Here is a 23,610-nt window from a genome sequence, read left to right on the forward strand (position 1 = left end):
AGGAGAGAACGCCGTGAAGGAGACATTTAATATCGCCGTCATCTTTGGCAGCGCGCGTGAAGGTCGCTTTTGCGACACGGTCGGGACCTGGGTCGTTGAAACCCTAAAATCCGATCACGAGCTTTCTGTTGATACGATTGATCCCGCTGTTTTGAACCTGCCTGCGGCCCATGTTGGCGCTGATCACCCTGCGGTCGCGCACCTTCATACTGCCCTGACTGAGGCCGATGGTTTCATCGTCGTTACCCCGGAATACAATCACAGCTTTACCGGCGAGCTAAAGCTTCTGATCGATGCCGCCAAGCAGCAATGGAAACGCAAACCCGTCGGGTTTGTATCCTATGGCGGAATGTCAGGTGGCCTGCGCGCCGTTGAACAATTGCGTCTTGTCTTTGCCGAATTGCATGCGGTGACCCTGCGCGATGTCATAAGCTTCGCCCAAGCTTGGAACAAGTTCGATGATACCGGTCGGCCAATCGACCTCGAAGGTACGAATAACGCCCTTCATCACATGATGACCGATTTCAAATGGTGGGCTGCCGCGCTGCGCGATGCGCGTTACCCGCAAAGCAAACACCATCCTCTTGAGGCGATTGCATAACGCGCGTCCTCTCCGTGGCTGAAGCGACTTCCCCCGGGTCGGTTCACCCCCCGTATCAGTCCGGCACTGTTCAAATCCCCCAACCCCGGCGGTGTCGGGCTGATACATTTTCCAACCACCTCGTGCCACCACACGACAAAGCGGGGCGACCATCCGGTCGCCCCTCCTGCCTTTTCAACCGTATTCAGTGACCTTAGTGGTTGCGCATCTTGTCGGCATATTCCTTGAGCTGCCGACGTGCGGCCTGGAAACTATTCTTAAGCGCGATATAGACATCCTCATGGGCATGGTCAGCGCTGTCGCGCTTCACCATGATTTCCTTGCCCGGCACATTGATGCCGAAATGCACGGCAAAACGATTTCCATGGTTATGAGATGCCTGCGGGCGTTCCACTACAACATGACAACTGGTCATGCGATCGAAGGTTTCTTCCAGTTTTTGCACCTTGAAACGAATGCGCTCGTCCAGCGCATCAGACTGATCAACATCACGGTAGGTGATTTGAACGGGAACCTTCATGGTACGGCCTCCTGTGTAAAGCCTTGGACGCAAGACAGGGCGTTGCACCCTGCCGATTACCCCAGCACTTTTGCTGCTCGGGAACTTTCAGGAACGCTTCCAGACTGTGGCGTGCGCCCCTGTTATTAAAGCCTCTATATTTATACTTAGGATACAAGACTTGCGCTGCAAGATGCGTTGACGCATATCAAGCTCGGTTTAAAGTTCACCCCGTTAAGGTGTCGGTCCTTCTGCCAATATCGGAGGAGGCTGACAGACGCTTGAAACAAAGGAGAAAAAAGAGGTCATGACGGAAGAAAAAATGCGGTTCGAGGCCGAGGTTAGCCGACTGCTCGATATCGTTGTCCATTCGCTTTATTCCAACAAGGACATCTTCCTGCGCGAGCTGATCTCCAACGCCTCGGATGCGTGCGACAAGCTGCGCTATGAAGCGATTGCCAAACCGGATTTGCTCGCTGGTGATGCCGATTTCAAGGTGCGCCTTCTGACAGATAATGTCCGTAATGTTCTGACGATTGCCGATAACGGGATCGGGATGAACAAGGAAGATCTGGTCGAAAACCTGGGCACCATTGCCAATTCCGGCACCGCGAAGTTCCTTGATGCCGTATCGAAATCCGAAAACGCCAAGGATGTCGACCTGATTGGTCAGTTCGGGGTCGGTTTCTATTCCGCCTTTATGGTCGCCAATAAGGTCGAAGTCGTCAGCCGCAAGGCCGGCGATGATCAGGCATGGAAATGGTCATCTGACGGCAAGGGCGAATACACCATTGCCGAGGCCGAAATGGAAGGCCGCGGCACGCAGATCACCCTGCATCTGACCGACGACAACAAGGAATTCACAGACGAACATCGTCTGCGTCATATCGTCAAAACCTATTCCGACCATATCGGAATTCCGGTGGTCCTGATGAAGGGCGACGGTGATGAAACGCTGAACGAGGCCTCCGCCCTTTGGACCCGCCCGAAAAGCGAGATCACCGAAGAACAATACAAGGAATTCTACAAGCACACCTCGCACGCGTTTGATGATCCGTGGAAAACCATCCACTATCAGGCCGAAGGTGCGATTGAATATACCGGGTTGCTTTACCTGCCGACCATGCGCCCGTTCGATCTTTATGATCCGCAGCGCAAAGGCCATCTGAAGCTGTATGTCCGCAAGGTCTTCATCACCGAAGGTGCAAACGAATTGCTGCCGCCGTGGCTGCGTTTCGTATCTGGCGTGGTCGATAGCCAGGACCTGCCGCTTAACGTCTCGCGCGAGATGTTGCAGGACCATCCGCTTCTGACCAAGATCAAGAACGGCCTGACCAAAAAGGTCCTGTCCGAACTTGAAACCGCGGCCAAGAAAGACGCGGAAGGGTACGAAACCTTCTGGGAAAACTTCGGCTCGGTCGTCAAGGAAGGTTTGTACGAAGATCAGACCAACCGTGATCGTATCCTCAAACTCGCCCGGTTCCGCTCGACCCATGGCGATGGCTGGACCACACTTGCCGACTATGTCGAACGGATGAAGGACGGCCAGAAGGCGATCTATTACATCAGTGGCGAGGATATCGACGCCCTTAAACGCAGTCCGCAACTTGAAGGCTTTGCTGCCAAGGGGATCGAAGTCCTGCTTCTGACCGATCCGGTTGATGAATTCTGGATGCCGTCTGTCGGCCAGTTTGATGGCAAAGACTTCAAATCTGTCACCCGTGGCGGTGCGGACTTGAACGACATCAAGTCAGATGACAAGGATGACGCGAAGGACGAGAAAAAAGATGATGCCGCAAATGAGGCATCGGTCAGTGCCCTGATTGCCGCGATCAAGGTTGCCCTTGGCACCGGGGTAAAGGACGTTCGGGAATCAGATCGCCTGACCAGTTCGGCCTGCTGTCTGATTGCCGATGAAATGGGTATGGATCTGCGCATGGAACGACTGATGAAACAGCACAACCGTGTGGATGAAATCAGCCCGCGTATCCTTGAAATCAATCCGAAGCACAGCCTGATCAAAAAGCTGTCTGACATTGCGACCAAGGATGCCAAGGCCCCGATCCTTCATGACGCAGCCCTGCTGTTGCTTGATCAGGCCCGCATCCTCGAAGGCGAAGCCCTGTCCGATCCGGTCAGCTTTGCCCGTCGCCTTGATCTTGTAATGGAAAAAGGTCTGGGCGCTTAATCGCCCCACAGGCCCGATCTTTGCAAAACGGCGCGTCATCAAATGCGCCGTTTTCTTTTGGTTTTGTGCAGAATTTAAAATGCTTATTTACCAAAACCCGGCATAAACTTCCCAGATATCCAAGAACTGAAGTCCGACCGGAAGGTGCGAAATACGATGACAGCGATGATGAACTGGCAGCAATTGCTATCTCCAGCTCGGCTTGGGTCGCGTCATTCCAGTGTGGGTACATTTGGCCGGTCCGATTTTCACAAGGATTATGACCGGATCATTTTTTCGGCGGCCTTTCGCCGCTTGCAGCGCAAAACGCAAGTTCATCCGCTGCCAGAAAATGACAATGTCCACACCCGTCTGACCCACAGTCTGGAAGTATCCTGTGTTGCCCGGTCTTTGGGGTTGATGGTTGGAAACCGACTGCATGAAAAGGGCAGCCTGCCCGACGCGATTGAGCCCGACCATATGGCCGCCATCGTGCAGGCAGCCGCACTTTGCCATGATATCGGCAACCCGCCCTTTGGTCATGCCGGGGAATATGCCATCCGCCAATGGTTTGTCGACGCAAACCCGAAATTCACCGAAGGTCTGACAGAGGCACAGTTTGCCGATCTGACAACATATGAGGGCAATGCCCAGGGTTTCCGCCTTCTGACAAACAAACGGACCGGTCTGTATGACGGCGGCATGCGCCTGACCTATGCGACACTGGCCAGTTTTTTGAAATACCCGTGGTCAGCCGCCGGAAGTCCTTTTCCGCAAAAGAAGAAATTCGGCGCCTTCCAAAAGGAATTCGGGCTTCTTGAAGAAGTGGCTGATGCCACCGGGTTGATCCGCACCGGCGATCAGGCCTTTTGCCGTCACCCGCTGGTCTATCTGGTCGAGGCTGCTGATGATGTTTGTTATGCCCTGATCGATATCGAGGACGGCGTTGAACTGGAACTTGTCGATTTCGATATTCTTGAAAAGATGCTGCTGCCCTGCATCTCTGATGACCTGCCGGCCGAGTACAACCGTGAACCCAATGTCAGCCGCAAGATTTCCTTCCTTCGGGGTAAAATCATTGCCGGTGTTCTTGATGCACTGGTTGATGCCTTTGTCGCCAACGAAGAGGCGCTTCTGGCGGGTGAATGGAAGGGAGATCTTCTGGCATGTGCCAAGGGGCCATTCAATGATCTGATCGCGCAGGCCAAGTCATTCTCCGAAAAGCAGATCATTCTCAACCGCCGCAAGGTCCAGATCGAGGTCGGCGCCTTTGCCCATCTTGAAACCTTGCTCGAGACATTCTGCAAAACCGCCCTTGATGTGCATCATGCACAATCAGAAGCCGACATTTCCTATCGAACCGGACGGGTCCGCGAACTGATCGGCAATGATGCCATGCCCATCGGGGCGTCGCTTTATGATCTTTACCTGGTCATTCTCGATTATGTATCAGGCATGACCGACGATTTTGCCGCCCGCCTTGCACGTGACATCGGCGGCGGACAGCACTAGGCGATGTGGCTCCTCGGTCCTTTTATCGCCCGCTATCGACGCAGAACGGCGTTTTTTGCCGCCGGCGCACTTGCCGCGATCATCTATGGATTGGTTGATCAAAGCACGCGTCCGGAAATACAGGCGTGGTATTGGCCGTCTGTTGCCAGTGCGGTGACGTTTTTTCTGACCCGGTTTATCATTTCCCGGCTGATTGGCCGGTTTATCGGCGGGGTGCGCCGTAAACTGCACTAGGACACCCGCCCGGTATTCTAGTCAGATAAAGAAAAAGGCAGGCTCGAAAGCCTGCCTTCTGATGTCGGGATCGTTGCTGTTTGCCATTTGGCAAACGGCTTCAATCATTCCTGACCGCCACCCATGGCGCTGCTGATTTTCTTGTCGGTGTTATACTGGCTGAGCGCGTAAACGGCCCAAATTGCTGCCGGAACCCAACCAATCAGCGTGATCTGCAAGATCAGGCAGATAACACCGGCAATCGGACGCCCGATGGTAAAGAAAAGCAACCAGGGCAGAAGAAGTGCAATCAATAGACGCATGGATGAAATCCCCTTTTTAGTTCGACGTGCTTACATGCCGTCTTCGAAAGTAACCGTCACAACGCGGTTGCCCTGTTCGGGCACGCCGTCAGCAGTCGAAACCGGTACATTGGCTTCACCGCTGATGCTGATTGCAAGTTTGCTTGCCGGGACGCCGGCATCACGCAATGCCTTGACCACCGCATCAACGCGCGATTTGGCAAGGATGTCGTTATACATCGCATCACCGGCACGGTCAGCATAGGCAACAAGGCTGATCATTTTCGGATCATATTTGCCATAGGCCTCGACAATACCGTTCACAACAGACATCGCCTTGCTATCAATGGCGGCACTGTCGAACCCGAAATAGACATTCATCGGAACCGGCATCGGCATCGCTGCCATCGGGGCCGGGCCGGTATCAAGTTCGGCCTGTACGATGGCCAATGCCTGATAGAATGCCGAACGACAGTTATCAATGTCTTCCTGCTGGATGTTTTCTTCGAGTTCCTGCAACCAGCAATCAAAGCTGCTCTGTGCGCGTGCGGCAGCACTGGCAGCTTTTTCACGACCACCGGCCTCAAGGGCCGCCATCAGGTCAGAACGGGCGACTTCAACCTCGGCCCCGGACCCTTCGGGCAGGTTACGTTCGGCAATTGCCTGCGGACCGGAGTCCATGCCCATCGCCGCAGTCTTCGAACGGTTGGTGAAATAACGTGCATCAGCCCAGTCAGCCTCATCATATTCTGCCTGGGCAAGGTCTGCATAATTCTGGTGAAGAGCTGCGTCAAAAGCCGATCCTTCGTCGGCCATATCGCGCACTCCGGGAATGTTCATGTTCGCGCACGCGCTCAGAAAGGCGGCGGCGGATACAACGGCAAGCAGTTTGGCTCTCATCGGTGTTACTCCTTGATCTGACCGACTATCGGGATCCCAATCCCATTCTATTTTTTTCGACCCTGCCGACATTTTTCCCAATGTCTTGTCAGGTCATATGGCGGGCCTTGTGGCCCGTCCTGTTCCATGCCGTTCTTGTCATAATCAGATCAACAGACCTGACCCCGAATTTCGACCCACCTCACGTCCGTGGTCGAAGCCCCAAGACAACACAGATTATGGATATAACTATCCCTAACCCAAGATATATAGAAGTCAAATTCATGAAAAAAAGCAGTGGGATAGAGAAAATTCACAATCGACAGACATCCGGTCACGCGGCCTGCCTCATCGATTTGATCACGCTATCGCAAAAACACAGCGGCCCGATGGATCAAAAACAAATCCATCGGGCCGAACATCACATCAGATCGAGACGATCATACGATGACCTAGTCCGAGGAACCGCCAAACAGTCCCTTGACCGCACCACCAAGCGCATCGGCACCTTCTTTCAGTTTGGTGCCACCGCCACTTGCAGCGCCACCAATGGCACCGACGACACCTTTGCCAAGGTCACCGACGCCCTGCAACAGGCCATCAACATTCAAGCTTGAAACCGCCCTGAAGACAGCGGTGTTGATCGCCGTCAGGATTTCACCGGCAACCTGGGCCGGGGTCGCGCCGCCCTCCTCCTTGCCCACATCGGTCAGATGAATTTCCGGCAGGCTGGCAGACAGTTTCTTGCCCTGCAGGAAGTCTGCCGAAACGCCAACATCACCGTTGCGGACATAGACATTGTCGATAATGATTTTGGTTCCGCCCGCGGCATCGTCGCCAGATGCGGCACCATCAGCCCCACCCGCCCCGGTCGGACCGGAAACACGTTGGACAAAGGCTTCGACGTTGCGCTGGATGGTTGCGATGTTTGAACTGCCATTGCCCAGCTCGTAAATGACACTTGGCTGATCAACCACCACTTCGATGATACGGATCGTGTCACTGGTCAGGGTCGAACCATCAAGACGGACCGAGATATTGCCAAGCGAGAAAGCATAATCGGAGTTGAACCCGTCGGGATTGCCGACCACAAGCCCGTTGATCGCCGCGGTATTTTGCGTCGGCTCGATCGACACACCGTCAACCGCGACATCGGCCAGGGTCACACGCGTGCCAGCCTCTTCGATGGTGGATTTCACGATGTTATCAAGATTGACGTAAACATAGACGAGGGCCCCGACGACCAAAACAATGATCACGGCCAGACCAATCAGTATCTTTTTCATTGCCCGTTTCCTGCGTAGTGCCTCACCGAAAATACGCGAAATTCAACCCTTAGGGTGCAAATGGGGACGCATCCGGTTTCGTTCAACCAGAAGAGTTGCGCTGATCGGCCAGACAATCAAGTTATTTCACATGACAAAACAGCGGATTAGGCTTCCCTGATCCGCTGTTTTGAAATCTCGGCTAATCTGAGTATTCAGAGATTGAATTCCACCACAACGGGTGCGTGGTCTGATGGTTTTTCCCAATCCCGGGCAATGTCATAGACCGATGCCGTGCGCACCGTTCCAGCCATGTTTGGCGTCATCCAGACATGGTCCAAACGACGGCCCTTGTTGCTTGCCCGCCAGTCGCGTGCGCGATAGCTCCACCAGCTAAACAATTTTTCGGGCTCGGGAACCACTTCGCGAACAGCATCGATGAAATCGCCCGATTGGCGGAATTTCTCAAGGATTTCAACCTCTACCGGCGTGTGACTGACCACGCGCAGAAGCTGCTTGTGCGACCAGACATCATTTTCCGACGGCGCAATGTTGAAATCACCAACCAGAACAGCCTTGCGGTTGGGATCGGTTGCGCGACGCTCCCCCCACCAGTTGGTCATTTCATCAATGAAGGAAAGCTTGTGGGCAAACTTTTCATTGATTGCCGGATCGGGTTCATCCCCGCCAGCCGGGATATAGAAGTTATGAAGTTCGACACCATTTTCGAACTTTGCCATGCAATGACGGCGATCTTCCTTGCCACAGAAATGCTTGATGTCGGTTTCGACAAACGGCAGGCGCGATATGATCGCAACCCCGTTATAGCTTTTCATGCCGTGATTATGACGATGAACATAACCAGCCGCCTCAAAGGCATCATGCGGGAAATGCTCATCGGGGCATTTCAGTTCCTGCAAGCACAGCACATCAGGCTGATGATCATTCAGAAACTTGATGACCTGTTCAATACGCAGTCGGACGGAATTGATATTCCAGCTTACGATTTTCAAAACGGGCTCCGTTTTTGCTCGATTGAGGATGGGCCCCTGCCCCACGATCCCCCCAATGGTCTATTTCAAGGTCACAGACAGTTCCGCGACATCCGCAATCACCAGATCCATGCGATCACCACGGACAACCTGGCCAACGCCTTCGGGCGTTCCGGTAAACAGAAGATCGCCCGGTTTCAGTTCGATCAGGGTCGAAAGATGCACCAATGCATCCACCACCGGCCAGATCATTTTGGCCGTGGTGTCGTTCTGGCGCACATCACCATTGACCGACAATTTCAGGTTGGTTGCATGCGGATTGCCGGCATCGGCCTTGGGCTTGATGGCGGAAATGGCCGCACAGCCATCAAAGGATTTTGCCATATCCCATGGCAGGCGACGGTCCTTGAGACCGGCCTGAACATCGCGACGCGTCATATCAAGACCGGCGGCATAGCCAAAAATTGCATCTTCAACGGCGGCGCGGTCCAGATCCTTGCCCCCCTTGGAAAGCGCAGCCACCAGCTCGCCCTCGTAATGCAGATCTTCCGTGCCCGACGGATAGGACAAATCACCATTTCCGACCACAAGGCAGTCCGTAGGCTTCATAAAGACACAAGGCGGGGTGTCGGAAGGATCGGAACCCATTTCGCGGACATGTTCGGCGTAGTTCTTGCCGATGCAGAAAATGCGATTTACCGGGAAAACGTCGTCGGTGCCCTGAACCGGAATGGTCGTCGGTGCAGGCGCGTCAAAGATCAAACTCATGATGACCCCGTGTTGTTTATGCGTGATATGCAACAGTCATAAACAAGCACGGATCAGAAAGAAACGCCCAATGCGCATTGGCACGTATCTGCTGTCAGGAATTGTCAGGAGAAAGGATCATCGCACCCTCAGGTAGGGGCTTACAGGTCACTTAAGCTTCTCGCGCAGGATCATATCGCGAACTCTGGTCTTGGCGATCTGCAAGGCAGAAAACTGTTCCGGATCCTGAACAGACGGCACAGCAAGGATCAAAAGTTTGGCGATTTGGCTCGCATTGACATGAAGATGGTAACGCTGCCCCTGAAGGATCGAAATGCAGCCGTCTTGGCCTTCATATACATTCCCGTCGCCATCACTGACCAGGACGGTTCCGGAACGCACAAAGACAATCTCTTCGGCGTGACGGCTTTGGATGCCGGATACCACGCATGGCCCGTGCAAGACGACTTCGCGTGTTGCAAGCCCGGCCGCGACATCATCATTTGCCGGGGTCGCGACACCCAGATCAGCAACAAGCGTTTTTGGCCGTCTTACCATTTGTACACATCCCGAAATTGAAACCGGTTTGGTTTAATGCCGGGAAAATGCCGGTAACGGCCACATCACACCATCCACATATGGGGAGTGTATGAAAAAAGGGGTGATATACGCGCCATCACCCCTTTGAAATCATTATGGAAAGCGGATCAGAGCAATCCTTCGATCACGCGATCTGGTGGTGTGTGACCGTCGACAAACGTCTTGATATTGATCAGGACCTTCTCGCCCATGTCAACACGGCCCTCAATGGTGGCCGATCCCATATGCGGCAACAGAACCGCGTTTTGCAGTTCAAGCAATTTCGGGTTCACCGCCGGTTCGTGCTCAAACACGTCCAGTCCGGCACCGGCGATTTCACCATCGGCCAGCATCCGGGTCAGGGCCGGTTCATCAACGATTTCGCCGCGTGCGGTGTTGACCAGAATGGCATGCGGTTGCATCAGTTTAAGGCGACGCGCCGACAGCAAATGATAAGTCGCAGGCGTATGCGGGCAGTTGACCGAGATTACGTCGACATGGGCCAGCATCTGATCAAGGCTTTCCCAATAGGTCGCATCCAGTTCTTCTTCGATATCGGGATGTACGCGACGGCGGTTATGGTAATGCACCGACAAACCAAAACCCTTCGCCCGGCGTGCCAGTGCACGGCCGATACGGCCCATGCCAACAATGCCAAGACGTTTACCCCAGATGCGATGACCGAGCATAAGCGTCGGGCCCCAGCCCGCCCATTCGCCCTTGCGAATAAGGCGCTCGCCCTCTGCCAGGCGGCGCGATACCGACAGGATCAGCGCCATGGTCATATCCGCGGTATCCTCGGTCAGGACATCGGGTGTATTGGTGACCGTAATGCCACGCGAACGGGCAGTTTGCAGATCGACATGATCGACACCGGTGCCGAAATTGGCAATCAGACGCAGATTGGGGCCCGCATGGGCCAGAACCGCCGCATCGATCTTGTCGGTGACGGTTGGCACCAGCACATCGGCTTCCTTGACCGCATCAATCAGTTCCTGCTTGCTCATCGGCGCATCATCGATGTTCAGACGCGCGTCAAACAGTTCCATCATGCGGGTTTCAATCGCTTCCGGCAGTTTCCGGGTCACGACGACAAGCGGTTTTTTCTTGGTCATGTGCCGATCCTATGCGGTCTTTTAACTCTTTTTCAGACAAAATAAGGCATGGTGCATTTTTGTGCCCTGCCGCAGTGCAGTGATGCCATGCCGAAAGGTACAAAAGCAAGAATTTTGACGCACTTTTTGTAATTTTATTTCGCAACAGCGAATTATTACAAAACCCGCGCAAATGGAATAAATGAAGGAATACCAACAAGATGCCGCAGGTTTTGCGCAAATTTCTGTATCGCTTCATGGCCTTGGCGATTCTTGGCAGTCTGACCGCTCCGATCGTGGCCAGCGCACAGGAATCGGGCCTGCCGATCCCGCGATTTGTCGCGCTGCGCTCTGACAAGGTATTTTTACGCTCTGGCCCCGGCCTGCGATATCCGAAAGTCTGGATTTATCATCGTCGCAATATGCCGATGGAAGTGGTGTCGGAATTCGACACCTGGCGCAAGGTGCGTGACTGGGAAGGCAGCGAAGGCTGGGTTCATCAAAGCCTTCTGATCGGGTCGCGCCACGTCATCGTAACCGATGAAAACATCACGCTCTATTCCGCCGCCGACAAGAATGCCCGCAAGATTGCGCTGGTCTCGGCAAGTGTGATTGGCCGCATCGAAGACTGCCCGGCGACGGTCGATTGGTGTCAGTTGCGGTTTGGTGATTTCGAAGGCTGGGCGCCCCGCCACGGGTTCTGGGGTATCTACGAAGGCGAGAATGTCGAAGGATAAAACGCCTTCCTGCTGACCCTTTCGGAAACTCCGATCAGGCTCACGCTTCGACAGAAACCCGATTGGCCGGACGGTCCGAACTACCACCGCCGCCCGATGTTCCGTTGCCACCGCTGTCATATCCACCAAATCCGGTGTTTGCCACAGGCTGCGTTGTTCCGCTGTCTGGAACAGATTGACCGAGGAAGTCTTGTGATTGGCTCGGATCGTCATCTTCGGCGGTCGGATCGAAGAACGGATCTTCTTCCTGTTCGGGCACAGGATCAGGGCGTGGTTCTGGCAAGGCAATACCACCCACCGCGACGGTCTGGTTGGCAAGCTGTGCGGAAATATCGCCAAGATAGGCCTGCAGATTTTGCGAAATGTTTGCCTGCGCATCCTCGCGACCAGATGGTGCCGATGCCGCCAGTTGCGCCTGGACAATGTTTTCACCCGCAACCTGCGAAACGCGGTTCTGGTCCTGCGCTGTTCGCAAACTTCCCTGATCAGCAGAAACGGAAATCTCGCGCTCACGAAGCGCTTGCTGCGCCTCGTCCACCAGCGCACGCGCATTGGAAACGCCCGTGCTGTCCGAAACATTTATCGCCGAAAGGCCAGTCGCCAGATCTTCGGAACTCGACGCCGACAACGTCACATCAATACGATTGTCTGATGATGTACCGCTGCCAACCTGCAACGTAATCGTCTGATCCGATGCCAGAAGATCGCGGCCCTCAAAATTGCTATTGGCCGCAATGTCGTCGATCCGGGTCAGATAATCTTCGATCTGTGCGTTTAACTGTGCGCGTTGCTGTGTGGACAGATCGCTGTTTTCTTCCGCGACCGTGACAAGCGCGTCAATTTCGTCAAGCGCATCGCCAATCCGCGAAAGATCGCTTGATGCCTGGCCAAGAAGTTCACCCGCACTGCCCAAAGACCGGTTTAGTTGCGCATTGGCAGAACCTGCGCTGCGAAGCGGGTCGGTATTGCGGTTTGTGTTTTGATTGTTGGCGGAGAACTGGCTGCTTTCAGACGCAATCAACCGGTTCTGCGGGGCAATTGCACGCGCAGTACTGGTATAAATCGGCAACTGACTGGCCAGTGGTTCCATTGTTTTTCCGCTCAAACAAGCCGGCAAAACAACTACGTGCTGCACGGGCAAAGGGACTGCGCATTTTCAATCCCTTGCCAACCTGACCATCCTGGTGTCCGGCGGAAATACCAACTGATAGTATAGTATATCAGTGAATAAAAATTAAGCCCCAAAGCGCACCGCTTTGCAAACGGCGTCAACCGGCAGAAACGCGGCGCAAAATGGCGAATAATTCAAGATGTGACGACCACAGGAACTGATCGACCGGCACGACTTTGGTGATTTCATAGCCGCCATTCCGAAGAACCCGCATGTCACGGCTAAACGTCGCCGGATTGCATGATACGGCAATGATCCATTCCGGCCCGTCGACGGCAAGCGTCTCTGACTGGGCAAGGGCCCCGGCGCGCGGCGGGTCAAACACCACAAGGTCAAAGCTGCTCAGTTCATCCCCAACAAGCGGCTGGCGAAACAGATCGCGCTTTACGACCTTGACCGGGCTGCCCGATTGTCCGACCGCATATTGCAGTAACTCCACGGCCCGCGGATCACTCTCCACAGCTGTGACCGAACGGCGCTTGCCCGAAAGGGCCAGTGAAAATGTAAAACTGCCCACACCGCAGAAAAGATCGGCAACGTTTTTGGGCGAGATATCGGCCAATGCCGACTTGATGGCCGCAACCAGTGCCTGCTCCCCGTCCTGGGTCGCCTGCAAGAAACCGCCCGGCGCAATCGCCACCTCGACACCTTCAAAACGGACAACCGGCAAATGACGCGCAGCAACCGGTTCATCAGGACGATCACCGGTTTTCCAGCTCAGCCGTGCGATATTTTGCGCTTCTGCGAATTCCGCCAGATCCTGTCGCATATCAAGGTCGGGATCATTGCTTGCCTGAATAAGCACATCCAGACCACTATCGGTCAGGGTGACAAAAACTTCCTTGATGTCGCGTGCATGTTCCGGCGGGCAGGCTTCAAGGAACATGACAAATGCTTCGCGAAAGGCCATCAGTTCCGGGCGCAATACCGCACAGTCGGGCACATTCAGGACCGTGTGACTGAACCGGCCATGGAAACCGACAAAAACGCCGGTTGCCCCGACATGCACCGAAAAACCGGCACGACGGCGGCTTGCCGGCGGTGAAATTTCGACATCCCCGACAAGTGTTTTGGCATCTTGCGGATCAATACCCGCACGCTGAACGGCGACCAAGGCCTTGTCACGCTTCCATGTGCGGTAATCGTCATCATTCATATGCTGCAGGGCGCAGCCCCCGCATTCCTTGAAATGCGCACAGCGTGGCGTGTTATAGCCACTCGAACGTGCGATTTCTGCAACCACCTCTGCCCCATACCCATCGCCGCGTTTCTGGCGAAGGGCAACGCGCACCTGATCACCCGGCAACACGCAATCCACATAAATCAAAACCGATTTACCATCTGGCGTCGCGACATGGGCAATCCCATCGCCGCGCGCACCGATCTGTTCGATGGTGACGTCTGCTTCAAACCCGATCAGCGGATCACGCCGGGATGGCTGACGTTTGCGTCCTCCCCGTGCACGGGGATTGCGGTTATGGTGTTTCATGGACTCTCTCTGGGGGTGATCTTTGTCACACAATGACCGGCCTTTACTGCGGGTGCCGGATTTCCGCCTCAGATACAACACTTCACGTTTTCAGAACAGGGGCTAACACGGATTTATTATCGCCAAACCTGTATCAAAACCCTGTCCCGGAACAGTTTTTGGCAATTACCGTCAAAAATTAATCCGTAAATGCAGGCGACCAACCCCTTAAAGTCGTGTAAGAATAACACCATAAACAAATAGTACCGGTTATCGGCCAGCAAAATACACTGGCATCTTTATCCATCGGTGCATGGATGTTTACTGGTGATAACCGTATGCACACACATCCTGATCGGGGAGGATCAGCAAGGGTCGTTGTGTTTGGGGGAGAGATGGAAGAAGAAACAAAGCACGCAGAGGAAAACGCAACCAAACAAACGTCACGCCTGAAAAAACGGGCTTTGGCGGCTGGTTTTCTGACGGCTGCTTTCTTCGCATCTGTCACCTATCTGATTTGGCAAATGGTTGAAAGCGATCGCCGCGTAATCCTTCAATCAGCAGGCCAGATTACTGCAAATTCCGTTTCCCAGCAGATCAAATCCATTGTGAACAATAACCTCGCGGTGCTTGAAAGCTTTGCCGACAATTGGCAGAGCGGCCCGCCAGAGGACGAAAGAGATTATCTTTCGGTTGCGACCCCGCTTCAAAGCCGCTTCCCGGCACTCCAGGCGATCAACTGGATAACGCCGAACTACATCATCCTTTATGTCGCCCCGATCAAGGGCAACGTTCCGGCCATGGGGGCGGATCTCAAACGTCATCCGCTTGCTGGTCCTGTTCTTGATATCGCGCTTGATCAACGCCGCACCCAGATCACACCAACGCTTGAGCTCATGCAGGGAGGGCGTGGTTTTGCGGCCTATACCCCGGTTCTGGGCCGCGATGGCGAGATTATCGGGATCATCAACGGGGCGTTTCGCATTCGTTCCATGCTGGCGGCGGTGATCAATACCGAACAGGTCGAAGATTACACCGTCCGTGTCCGCGAAGGTGACACCGTTCTGTTTGAAATTCGCGGCGAAGGTGATGATGAAACCCTTCAGCGCACAGTCGCCTTTGATGTGGTTGGCCGCCAATGGCAGGTCGATGTCATTGCCGATCCGCAACTGGCGCACAGCACGATCAATCCGGAACTGATCCTGATATTCGGCGCCCTGACGACCATTTTGTTCACGACGATTGTCTTCCTGCTGAGCAACCGGCAGAAAATGGCAATGCGCCGCACGGTTCATCACATCCATGCTGGCGATGACATCAGTGACCTGTCGCTTTCGATCACCAAGCTTGACGGTCACCTGAAATCAATGTCGCCGGAAACCGCCGAATTCTTTGATTTGCGCGAAGAGGACTACGGCTTTATCCGGTTTTATAACCTCGCACCGGAATTCCAGTCGGATGGCACCGCATCCCGTCGTTCGCAGGAAAAGATGCTGCTGGCGATCAATCGTGGCGATGACGAACTCAGGCGTGAATGGATTGTCCGCAGTGCCGAGGGCGTGCATGTCGTCTGCGATCTGACAATGCGCCCATCCACAACCCATCCGGACTGTGTAGACATCACCTTGCATCACAATCCGGCCGCCAACGCATCGGTCAACCGGTTGCGGTATCTGGCGACGCATGATCCGCTGACCGGCCTTCCCAACCATGCCCTGTTTGAGGATCGCCTCAATCAGGCGGTTGCGCATGCCAAACGCTATGAAAAGCTTCTGTCGGTTCTGGTGGTCGATATCGACAATTTCCGGGCGATCAATGACCGGTTCGGGGCCGATGTCGGCGATGAGACGCTGCGCACCATTTCCGGGCGCCTGCGTGCCACTGTGCGCGAAAAGGATACCTGTGCCAGGTTCTCGGGCGATATGTTTGCAATCATCGCGACCGACCTTTCCGAGGCCGAGGGGGCAGCCCTTGTCGCCGAACGCGTGGTCGAAGCCATGTCGCAGCCGATCCTGACCACCACGGGCGATGAAATCCGCCTGCATGTCAGCGTCGGTGTCGCACTTTATCCCAACGATGCACGCGCACCATCGCAATTGATGGCCAATGCCGACGCGGCAATGTATCGCGCCCAGAAATCCGCAGAATCATCTTATTGCTTCTTCGTCGAGACGATGAACAACGTGATGCATGCCCGTCTGTCGATGGAAACGCAGTTGCGCCGTGCGGTCGATGAAAAACGCTTCGTTCTGGAATATCAGCCGCGCTATCGCACATCAGACCGCACGCTTACCGGGTTCGAGGCACTGCTGCGCTGGATTGATGACAGTGGCAAACGCCGCCTGCCGCCCGATTTCATCGCGGTTGCCGACCGTACAGGCCTGCTTTCACCCCTTGGTCACTGGATCATCGAAACCGTCTGCAAACAGGTCGCCGACTGGCGCCGTCAGGGTTATGTCCCGGTGCCGATTGCGCTTAACGTTTCAAGCCGCCAGTTCATTCAGGCCGATCTGATCAAGAACATCACCGATCTGACCGCCGAACATGAAGTTGATCCGGCAATGATCGAGATCGAAGTGTCCGAAGAAATCGTCATGCGCGATCCGGAACGCGCCCTTGGCCAGTTCTACCGTTTCTCGGAGGCGGGCATTGGCCTGACGCTTGATCATTTTGCGGCCGGCAACACGTCGCTGCGGTATCTGAAACGCTTCCCGGTCCAGCGCATCAAATTGTCCAAGTCTCTGTTTAATGTCGCACTTGATGAACAGCCCGAAAACAGCGTCCTGCAACCGGCGATCCGGTTGTGCAAAAGCCTGAACCGCAAGGTGGTTGCCGTTGGCGTTGAAACCGAAGAACAGATGGCATCCCTTCAGGCGGCCGAATGCGATGAAATTCAAGGCTTCCTTCTGTCGCCACCGCGTGATGCGGCCGATACGATGGAACTGCTGATACAGCAGAAACCGACCAAATCGGCCCCCAAAGGCAAGTCACGACCTGCCAGCGACACAAAATCGGGATAGCCTGAGCCTGTCATTCCGATCAAAGAAAACCCCCGCAGCCGGATCGATTGCGGGGGTTTGTTTTTTTGGTGTTCGAATGATGTGACTAAAGCAGGAAGACTGCCGCCAATCCCAGAAAGGCGAAAAAGCCGACAACATCGGTGATCGTCGTCAGGAAAACCGCCGACGAGACGGCCGGGTCAATCCCCGCACGTTCCAGACCAAGCGGGATCAGCGCCCCGAACAGGCCGGCAAACAGCAGGTTGATGATCATGGCGACACCGATCACACCCCCAAGCAGCATGTCATCAAACCAGAACCATGTCACGGCACCGGCAAGAACGGCAAAGGCCAGGCCGTTCAGGCCACACACCGCGACTTCCTTGCGGATCACGCGCAGTGCGTTGGTACTGGTCAGCTCACGCGTGGCAATCGCACGCACGGCCACGGTCAATGTCTGCGTGCCGGCATTACCGCCCATCGATGCGACGATTGGCATCAGCACGGCCAGTGCCACAAGCTTTTCAATCGTGCCTTCAAACAGACCGATCACAACCGATGCCATGATCGCGGTGCCAAGATTAACCAAAAGCCATGTAAAACGCGATCGGGTGGTGGCAAAGATCGCACTTGAAAGGTCGTCCTCCTCGCCAACACCGGCAAGGCGCATCATGTCTTCTTCGTATTCCTCGTCGATAACGTCAACGACGTCATCAACCGTGATCACACCGACAAGCCGGCCGCTGTCATCCACAACCGGGGCGGAAATCAAGTCGCGCTGACGGAACAGATGGGCGACGTTTTCCTGTTCCTCGGTCACGACGACCGTGCGCATTTCATCTGATTCCATCACATCGCGGATCAGCACCGGGCGGTTTGTCCGGATCACACGCGACAGCGGCACGATGCCCACCGGGCTATAGCGCGGATCAACGACAATGATGTCATAAAAATCTTCCGGCAGGCTTTTGGCCGAACGCAGGAAATCAATGGTTTGCCCGACAGACCAGTAATCCGGGATCGCCACCAGCTCGCGCTGCATGATACGACCGGCGGTATATTCCGGATAAGACAGCGCCTCTTCAACGCGCGCACGCTCGATGTCCGAAAGCGCGCCAAGAAGTTCGCGCTGCTCATCCTCGTCAAAGTCCTCAATGACTTCGACGACGTCATCGGAATCAAGTTCGGTGATGGCCTCGGCCACCACATCGGTGCCAAGCAACCCGATGACTTCTTCACGAAGTTCATCATCAAGTTCGGTCAGGAATTCCGGATCAAAATCCGGCCGGATCAGATCAACAAGCAGTTCACGCTGGTTGGAGCTTGCCCAACCCAACAAATCGGCAATATCGGCAAAGTGCAACTCGCCCAGAAGATCGGCAGCCTTGCTGCCTTCTTCTTCGCCCAGCGCATCAAAGATTTCGCGGGCATATTCGGGAGTCAGATCGACATATTCATCGCCAGACGACTTTTCCGCCGGCCGGTCGAGTTCTTCAACTTGACCTGTCATCTGCCCCTCCCTGTTTAATGAGCCGCCAATTTTTCCTGCAAAAGATTAAACGCCGTGTCGGGCATTGTGTTCCAACGCCCGGCACGGCTGTTTCTGCGCTATCACATAGCCCCGGTCAAGAGCGCGATAGCAAATCACCCCAGCCCCGCTTGGGATCAAGACGGGGCTGGGAGTATGTTACTGGCTTTCCTGCGTACGTGTGACGGCATCAACAACGGCAATCGCCGTCATGTTGACAATACCGCGCACGGTAATCGACGGGCTGACGACGTGGGCTGATTTGGCCGCACCGACCAGGATCGGCCCAACCGGAAGCCCATCCCCCAACATCTTGACCATGTTGTAGGAGATATTGGCTGCATCGAGTGTTGGCATGACCAGAAGGTTGGCCGAACCGCTCAGCATCGAGTGCGGGAAGATCCGGTCACGGATCGGCTGCGAAATGGCTGCATCTGCATGCATTTCACCTTCGACCTCAAGATCGGGTGCCTGCGTTCTGATCAGCTGAAGCGCATCACGCATCTTGCAGGCCGACTTGTTTTCGTGACTGCCGAAGTTGGAATGCGAAATCAACGCGGCCTTTGGCGTCATGCCGAAACGCTTGACCACATCGGCCGCCATGATGGTGGTTTCCGCCACATGTTCCGGGGTCGGATCGACCGACACATAAGTATCAGTCAGGAAGAACGTCCCCTGCTTCATGATCATCATGTTGACCGTGGAGAAATCAGTCACACCTTTGCGCAGGCCGACAAGATTGCGGACATAGCGCAGATGGCGCAGGAAACCGCCCTGACAGCCGCATAGCATCGCATCGACTTCCCCGCGACGCAGCATCAGGGCCGCGATCACGGTCGGACGGGTACGCACAATCGCCCGGGCATATTCCGGGTTGATGCCGCGACGGCCCATGATGTTGTGGAAGTCCTGCCAATCCTGTTCGAAATGCGGATTGTCATCAGGATCGTGAATTTCGATCTGCTCATCAGGAACAAGACGCAGGCCAAGCTCGGTAATCCGTTCAAGGATAACCTCGCGGCGGCCAATCAGCACCGGATGACAAATGCCGTCATCGACAAGCACCTGACAGGCCTGCAGAACACGACGCGATTCGCCTTCAGGATAGACAACGCGTTTCTTGTGCGAACGCGCCACGTCAAACACCGGCTTCATGACAAGGCCTGACCGGAAGACGAAACCTTCAAGCTGCTGACGATACTCGTCGAAATCCTCGATCGGGCGTTTGGCAACACCGCTCGCCATGGCGGCCTTGGCCACACGCGGCGGAATTTCGAGCATCAGGCGCGGATCAAACGGCTTGGGAATAAGATATTCCGGACCGAATTTAAGCTCCTCCCCGCCATAGGCGGTCGCCACAACATCGGAAACCTCGGCAGTTGCCAGATCGGCGATGGCGTGGACCGCGGCGATCTTCATTTCCTCGTTGATCTCGGTCGCGCCAACATCAAGCGCGCCACGGAACAGGAACGGGAAGCAAAGAACGTTATTCACCTGGTTCGGATAATCCGTACGACCGGTGGCCATAACCGCATCCGGGCGGATTTCCTTGACCAGTTCCGGGGAAACTTCCGGCGTCGGGTTGGCCAGCGCCATGATGATCGGGCCTTCGCCCATCTTGCGAAGCTCATCCTCGCCCATCACGTTCGGCGCCGAAAGACCCAGGAAGATATCAGCCCCTTCGATCACGTCGCTGAGTGTACGCGCGTTGGTTTCAATCGCGTATTCGGCCTTCCACGGATCCATTTCCTCGGCCCGGCCCTTATAGACCACACCAAACCGGTCAGTGACCGTGATATTGTGCTTGGGCAACCCCATGGAAACCAAAAGGTTCAGACACGCCAAGGCGGCTGCACCGGCACCTGATGTGACAAGGCGGACCTTGTTGATATCCTTGCCGGTCACACGCAGGCCATTGAGGACCGCGGCGGCAACACAGATCGCCGTACCGTGCTGGTCATCGTGGAAAATCGGAATGTTGCAGCGTTTGCGCAATGCCTCTTCGATGATGAAGCATTCCGGTGCCTTAATGTCTTCCAGGTTAACACCCCCGAAAGTCGGCTCCAGCGCTGCGACGATATCGATAAATTTCTGCGGGTCGGTTTCGTTCACTTCCAAATCGAAAACATCGATATTGGCGAACTTCTTGAACAGAACCGCCTTGCCTTCCATCACCGGCTTGGACGCCAGCGGGCCAATCGGGCCAAGGCCAAGCACCGCCGTACCGTTCGAAATCACCCCGACCAGGTTACCGCGCGCGGTGTAATCAGCTGCGGTATCGGGGTTTTTAACGATCTCCTCGCACGCAAACGCGACGCCCGGCGAATAGGCCAGGGCAAGGTCACGCTGGTTTGCAAGGGTGGTGGTTGCCGTTACGGACAATTTCCCCGGGGTGGGATACCGGTGATAGTCCAAAGCTGCTTCGCGCAGCTTGTCATTTCTATTTGCCATTATAATACCTTTGATTTCAGGTATTTACATAAATTAACCGTTAATCGGTTAAATCCTGATAATTCACTCTAGCGGGACCGGTAGACTAAATGAGTTTGGCCCGCGATTGAAGCACTCAGTTCATTCTCCGCCAAGGGGCTGCATTGCGTAATTTTCAACGCGGCACCGCACAATAAATCAATTGTTTATGCCGCAACCGCGTGATGACGCACACCAACCGATCCATTGCCGTATTCAAACCATTGTAGGGGATATATGGGGAAGGTCCACAAACGAAAAAACCCGCCATTGCTGACGGGTTCTTTTTCGTGACCTTCCCGATTGACCGGGAGGCCAGATAATGGTGCGGTCGAGAAGACTCGAACTTCCACGGGGGTTAGCCCACAGCGACCTCAACGCTGCGCGTCTACCAATTCCGCCACGACCGCATATGTTAGTCAGCAAAGCCCTTGAGGTAATTAAGTGGGCTTGCCTTGGTGCGGAAAGGGAGATAGCAAATTGGTATCCCCTGATCAAGGGCTCATTTCACTTATTTGACAGGAAAAATGCAAAGCAACGCCCCAACCGCGCAAATCCCCGAGTGGCGCACCACCCCGGAGTTGGTTTCCTACCCCGAAGCCCTTGCAGAAATGGAAGCCCGCGCAGAGGCCATTCATGCTGGCGAAGCCCATGAACTTGTTTGGTTTCTTGAACATCCGCCGCTTTACACGGCCGGCACCAGTGCCCATGCCGAAGACCTTGTCGATCCGGATCGCTTTCCGGTCTATGACGCGGGCCGCGGCGGGCAATATACCTATCACGGACCGGGTCAGCGCACGGTTTACCTGATGCTAGACCTCAAGAATCGCGGTCGCGATGTCCGGGTCTATGTCCATAACCTTGAAGAATGGGTGATTCGCACCCTTGCCCTGCTTGGCGTCAAAGGCGAACGGCGCGATGGCCGTGTTGGCATCTGGGTCGTGCGCGATGATGGCCGCGAGGACAAGATCGCCGCGATTGGCGTGCGCGTACGCCGCTGGGTGACGTTCCACGGTATTGCCATCAATGTCGCCCCGGACCTGACGCATTTCGGTGGAATCGTGCCGTGTGGCATTTCCGACCATGGTGTCACCAGCCTCAAAGATCTTGGCGTCGATATTCCTATGGCGGAACTTGATCGCCTGTTACAACAGACCTTTGGCGAAATCTTTTCGTAACACCAATCCGGGCCTTCCGAATGAGTGACAAGTCGCAACCGGCCAAGGCAGACACCCCGCCAGCTAAAGGCAGATCCAAGGGCCATAAAATGCCCGAAAGCATTGCCGATGGCGGGATGGCCGATGCCGAACGCGACATTCTTGCCGAACTTGAAAAGGCGCTGGGTGAACATATCGCCCTTTTGCTGCGCTGGAACCGCAAGCTGGTTCTGGCGGATTCGGGAACGCCATCTGACACCGACGAAGACGATCATGATTGTGATTTCGGGGCGTGGTACGCGCTTAATCGCCATAACCGCCTGATTGACCAGCCCGCCATGCGCGCCCTGGCAACCACCCATCAGCAACTTCACGAGTCGGCCAAACGACTTTTAAGCGCACACGATGTTGATCACGAAGTCGATTCGGCCGAGTTCGATATGATGGCCCTGCGCGCAGAATCGTTCTTTGCCCAGTTGCGCCGGCTTGAACGCGCGTTCCGAACGGCTCGCTCCGATGTTGATCCACTGACAGGCACCTATAACCGTCAGACGATGATGGGTGACCTTAATGCCGAACGCGAACGTGCGATCCGCACCGGGGTCCCGACCGCGATCGCGCTGGTCGACCTTGATCACTTTAAATCGGTTAACGACACCTATGGCCATCAGGCAGGTGATCTGGTTTTGCAATCGGTGGCGGGGATCCTGCAATCGCATGTCCGCCCGTTTGACAAGGTGTATCGCTATGGCGGTGAGGAATTCCTCGTCTGCCTGCCCAATGCCGACATGAAACAATGCGCGCGCGTTCTTGAACGCCTGCGCCGTGTGATCGAGGCATCCCCGGTTGCGATCTCGGATGAGACAATATTGCCGGTGACCGCTTCCATCGGTGCGGCCCCGATGACCAAGAACCGCACAACCGAACAAATCATCGAAAAAGCCGACAAGGCGCTATACGCCGCCAAGGAAGGCGGTCGCAATCGCGTGCGCGTCTGGCGCAACCCGGATGGCAAGACCGCGTCCACGGCCACAAAACCCGGCAAGAACGCGACCTGAGGCGATCTGAGGCGATCTGCCCCCAGGCACCAAAGGCGAAAGCGCATTTGCCTGGCCCAAGCCAGCCCAAATCAGGAAAAATTTTCACCAAATTCTTCCGCAGCGCAGCAACGGCAATAGCCACCTGTTTTCAGATTGTTACGCCGTGAAAGTGTTTTTGTTCACTGCCAAGA

The 23,610-nt window shown here is 55.1% G+C and carries 20 protein-coding genes and 1 tRNA gene; 8 read left to right on the top strand and 13 right to left on the bottom strand.

What is annotated here, in order from left to right:
- Positions 1-13 precede the first annotated feature (13 nt).
- Positions 14-601, top strand: coding sequence for an NADPH-dependent FMN reductase (locus AC5Q5A_RS08070; RefSeq protein ID WP_493894917.1), 588 nt, complete (start codon positions 14-16; stop codon positions 599-601).
- Between the two features lie 193 nt (positions 602-794).
- Here AC5Q5A_RS08070 and AC5Q5A_RS08075 read toward each other — a convergent pair whose 3' ends face one another.
- On the bottom strand, positions 795-1,121 hold the full coding sequence (locus AC5Q5A_RS08075; RefSeq protein ID WP_008890082.1) for an HPF/RaiA family ribosome-associated protein: 327 nt from the start codon (positions 1,119-1,121) through the stop codon (positions 795-797).
- Between the two features lie 286 nt (positions 1,122-1,407).
- Here AC5Q5A_RS08075 and htpG point away from each other — a divergent pair, with 286 nt between their 5' ends.
- The 3 genes from htpG to AC5Q5A_RS08090 all read left to right on the top strand — a co-directional run bounded on the left by htpG (position 1,408) and on the right by AC5Q5A_RS08090 (position 5,013).
- On the top strand, positions 1,408-3,288 hold the full coding sequence (gene htpG / locus AC5Q5A_RS08080; RefSeq protein ID WP_493894918.1) for a molecular chaperone HtpG: 1,881 nt from the start codon (positions 1,408-1,410) through the stop codon (positions 3,286-3,288).
- 156 nt (positions 3,289-3,444) lie between these two features.
- Positions 3,445-4,779 (top strand): deoxyguanosinetriphosphate triphosphohydrolase, encoded by a 1,335-nt coding sequence (locus AC5Q5A_RS08085; RefSeq protein WP_493894919.1) that lies wholly within the window; start codon positions 3,445-3,447, stop codon positions 4,777-4,779.
- A gap of 3 nt (positions 4,780-4,782) precedes the next feature.
- The gene (locus AC5Q5A_RS08090; RefSeq protein ID WP_008890078.1) at positions 4,783-5,013 is read left to right on the top strand and encodes a hypothetical protein; all 231 of its coding nucleotides are present in this window, start codon (positions 4,783-4,785) and stop codon (positions 5,011-5,013) included.
- A gap of 104 nt (positions 5,014-5,117) precedes the next feature.
- Here the strand turns inward: AC5Q5A_RS08090 and AC5Q5A_RS08095 are convergent, their stop codons facing one another.
- The 7 genes from AC5Q5A_RS08095 to AC5Q5A_RS08125 all read right to left on the bottom strand — a co-directional run bounded on the left by AC5Q5A_RS08095 (position 5,118) and on the right by AC5Q5A_RS08125 (position 10,871).
- The gene (locus tag AC5Q5A_RS08095) at positions 5,118-5,315 is read right to left on the bottom strand and encodes a YqaE/Pmp3 family membrane protein (protein ID WP_008890077.1); all 198 of its coding nucleotides are present in this window, start codon (positions 5,313-5,315) and stop codon (positions 5,118-5,120) included.
- Positions 5,316-5,345: 30 nt separating this feature from the next.
- Positions 5,346-6,194, bottom strand: coding sequence for an OmpA family protein (locus AC5Q5A_RS08100; protein ID WP_475353212.1), 849 nt, complete (start codon positions 6,192-6,194; stop codon positions 5,346-5,348).
- A gap of 431 nt (positions 6,195-6,625) precedes the next feature.
- Positions 6,626-7,459 carry a hypothetical protein gene (locus tag AC5Q5A_RS08105; protein ID WP_493894920.1) on the bottom strand — a complete coding sequence of 278 codons (834 nt, stop codon included), beginning with the start codon at positions 7,457-7,459 and terminating at the stop codon, positions 6,626-6,628.
- 194 nt (positions 7,460-7,653) lie between these two features.
- On the bottom strand, positions 7,654-8,451 hold the full coding sequence (gene xth, locus AC5Q5A_RS08110) for an exodeoxyribonuclease III (protein WP_493894921.1): 798 nt from the start codon (positions 8,449-8,451) through the stop codon (positions 7,654-7,656).
- 60 nt (positions 8,452-8,511) lie between these two features.
- Positions 8,512-9,198 carry a fumarylacetoacetate hydrolase family protein gene (locus tag AC5Q5A_RS08115; RefSeq protein WP_493894922.1) on the bottom strand — a complete coding sequence of 229 codons (687 nt, stop codon included), beginning with the start codon at positions 9,196-9,198 and terminating at the stop codon, positions 8,512-8,514.
- A gap of 147 nt (positions 9,199-9,345) precedes the next feature.
- Positions 9,346-9,735 (bottom strand): hypothetical protein, encoded by a 390-nt coding sequence (locus AC5Q5A_RS08120; RefSeq protein ID WP_493894923.1) that lies wholly within the window; start codon positions 9,733-9,735, stop codon positions 9,346-9,348.
- 149 nt (positions 9,736-9,884) lie between these two features.
- Positions 9,885-10,871 (bottom strand): 2-hydroxyacid dehydrogenase, encoded by a 987-nt coding sequence (locus tag AC5Q5A_RS08125; protein WP_008890071.1) that lies wholly within the window; start codon positions 10,869-10,871, stop codon positions 9,885-9,887.
- Positions 10,872-11,071: 200 nt separating this feature from the next.
- Between AC5Q5A_RS08125 and AC5Q5A_RS08130 the strand changes: the two genes are divergently transcribed.
- Entirely contained in the window at positions 11,072-11,587 is a 516-nt protein-coding gene (locus AC5Q5A_RS08130) for an SH3 domain-containing protein (protein ID WP_008890070.1), read from the top strand.
- 40 nt (positions 11,588-11,627) lie between these two features.
- Here AC5Q5A_RS08130 and AC5Q5A_RS08135 read toward each other — a convergent pair whose 3' ends face one another.
- Together AC5Q5A_RS08135 and AC5Q5A_RS08140 are read right to left on the bottom strand one after the other, a co-directional pair.
- Positions 11,628-12,677 (bottom strand): flagellin N-terminal helical domain-containing protein, encoded by a 1,050-nt coding sequence (locus AC5Q5A_RS08135; protein ID WP_493894924.1) that lies wholly within the window; start codon positions 12,675-12,677, stop codon positions 11,628-11,630.
- 178 nt (positions 12,678-12,855) lie between these two features.
- Positions 12,856-14,247 (bottom strand): class I SAM-dependent RNA methyltransferase, encoded by a 1,392-nt coding sequence (locus AC5Q5A_RS08140; RefSeq protein WP_493894925.1) that lies wholly within the window; start codon positions 14,245-14,247, stop codon positions 12,856-12,858.
- A 374-nt stretch (positions 14,248-14,621) separates the two neighbouring features.
- On the opposite strand from AC5Q5A_RS08140, the gene AC5Q5A_RS08145 reads away from it, so the two are divergent.
- Complete coding sequence (locus tag AC5Q5A_RS08145) at positions 14,622-17,246, top strand: bifunctional diguanylate cyclase/phosphodiesterase (RefSeq protein ID WP_338177902.1); 2,625 nt, start codon at positions 14,622-14,624, stop codon at positions 17,244-17,246.
- Positions 17,247-17,331: 85 nt separating this feature from the next.
- Here the strand turns inward: AC5Q5A_RS08145 and mgtE are convergent, their stop codons facing one another.
- The 3 genes from mgtE to AC5Q5A_RS08160 form a co-directional block, all read right to left on the bottom strand.
- Positions 17,332-18,735, bottom strand: coding sequence for a magnesium transporter (gene mgtE, locus AC5Q5A_RS08150; RefSeq protein ID WP_008890066.1), 1,404 nt, complete (start codon positions 18,733-18,735; stop codon positions 17,332-17,334).
- 177 nt (positions 18,736-18,912) lie between these two features.
- Positions 18,913-21,204 (bottom strand): NADP-dependent malic enzyme, encoded by a 2,292-nt coding sequence (locus AC5Q5A_RS08155; protein WP_008890065.1) that lies wholly within the window; start codon positions 21,202-21,204, stop codon positions 18,913-18,915.
- Between the two features lie 341 nt (positions 21,205-21,545).
- Positions 21,546-21,632: transfer RNA gene (locus AC5Q5A_RS08160), tRNA-Leu, on the bottom strand.
- Between the two features lie 117 nt (positions 21,633-21,749).
- Between AC5Q5A_RS08160 and lipB the strand changes: the two genes are divergently transcribed.
- A complete protein-coding gene (gene lipB / locus AC5Q5A_RS08165; RefSeq protein ID WP_008890064.1) occupies positions 21,750-22,400 on the top strand; it encodes a lipoyl(octanoyl) transferase LipB in 651 nt (216 codons plus the stop codon).
- A 20-nt stretch (positions 22,401-22,420) separates the two neighbouring features.
- On the top strand, positions 22,421-23,437 hold the full coding sequence (locus AC5Q5A_RS08170; protein ID WP_232308310.1) for a diguanylate cyclase: 1,017 nt from the start codon (positions 22,421-22,423) through the stop codon (positions 23,435-23,437).
- Positions 23,438-23,610 lie beyond the last annotated feature (173 nt).

It is taken from the genome of Thalassospira sp. CA1, assembly GCF_059052855.1.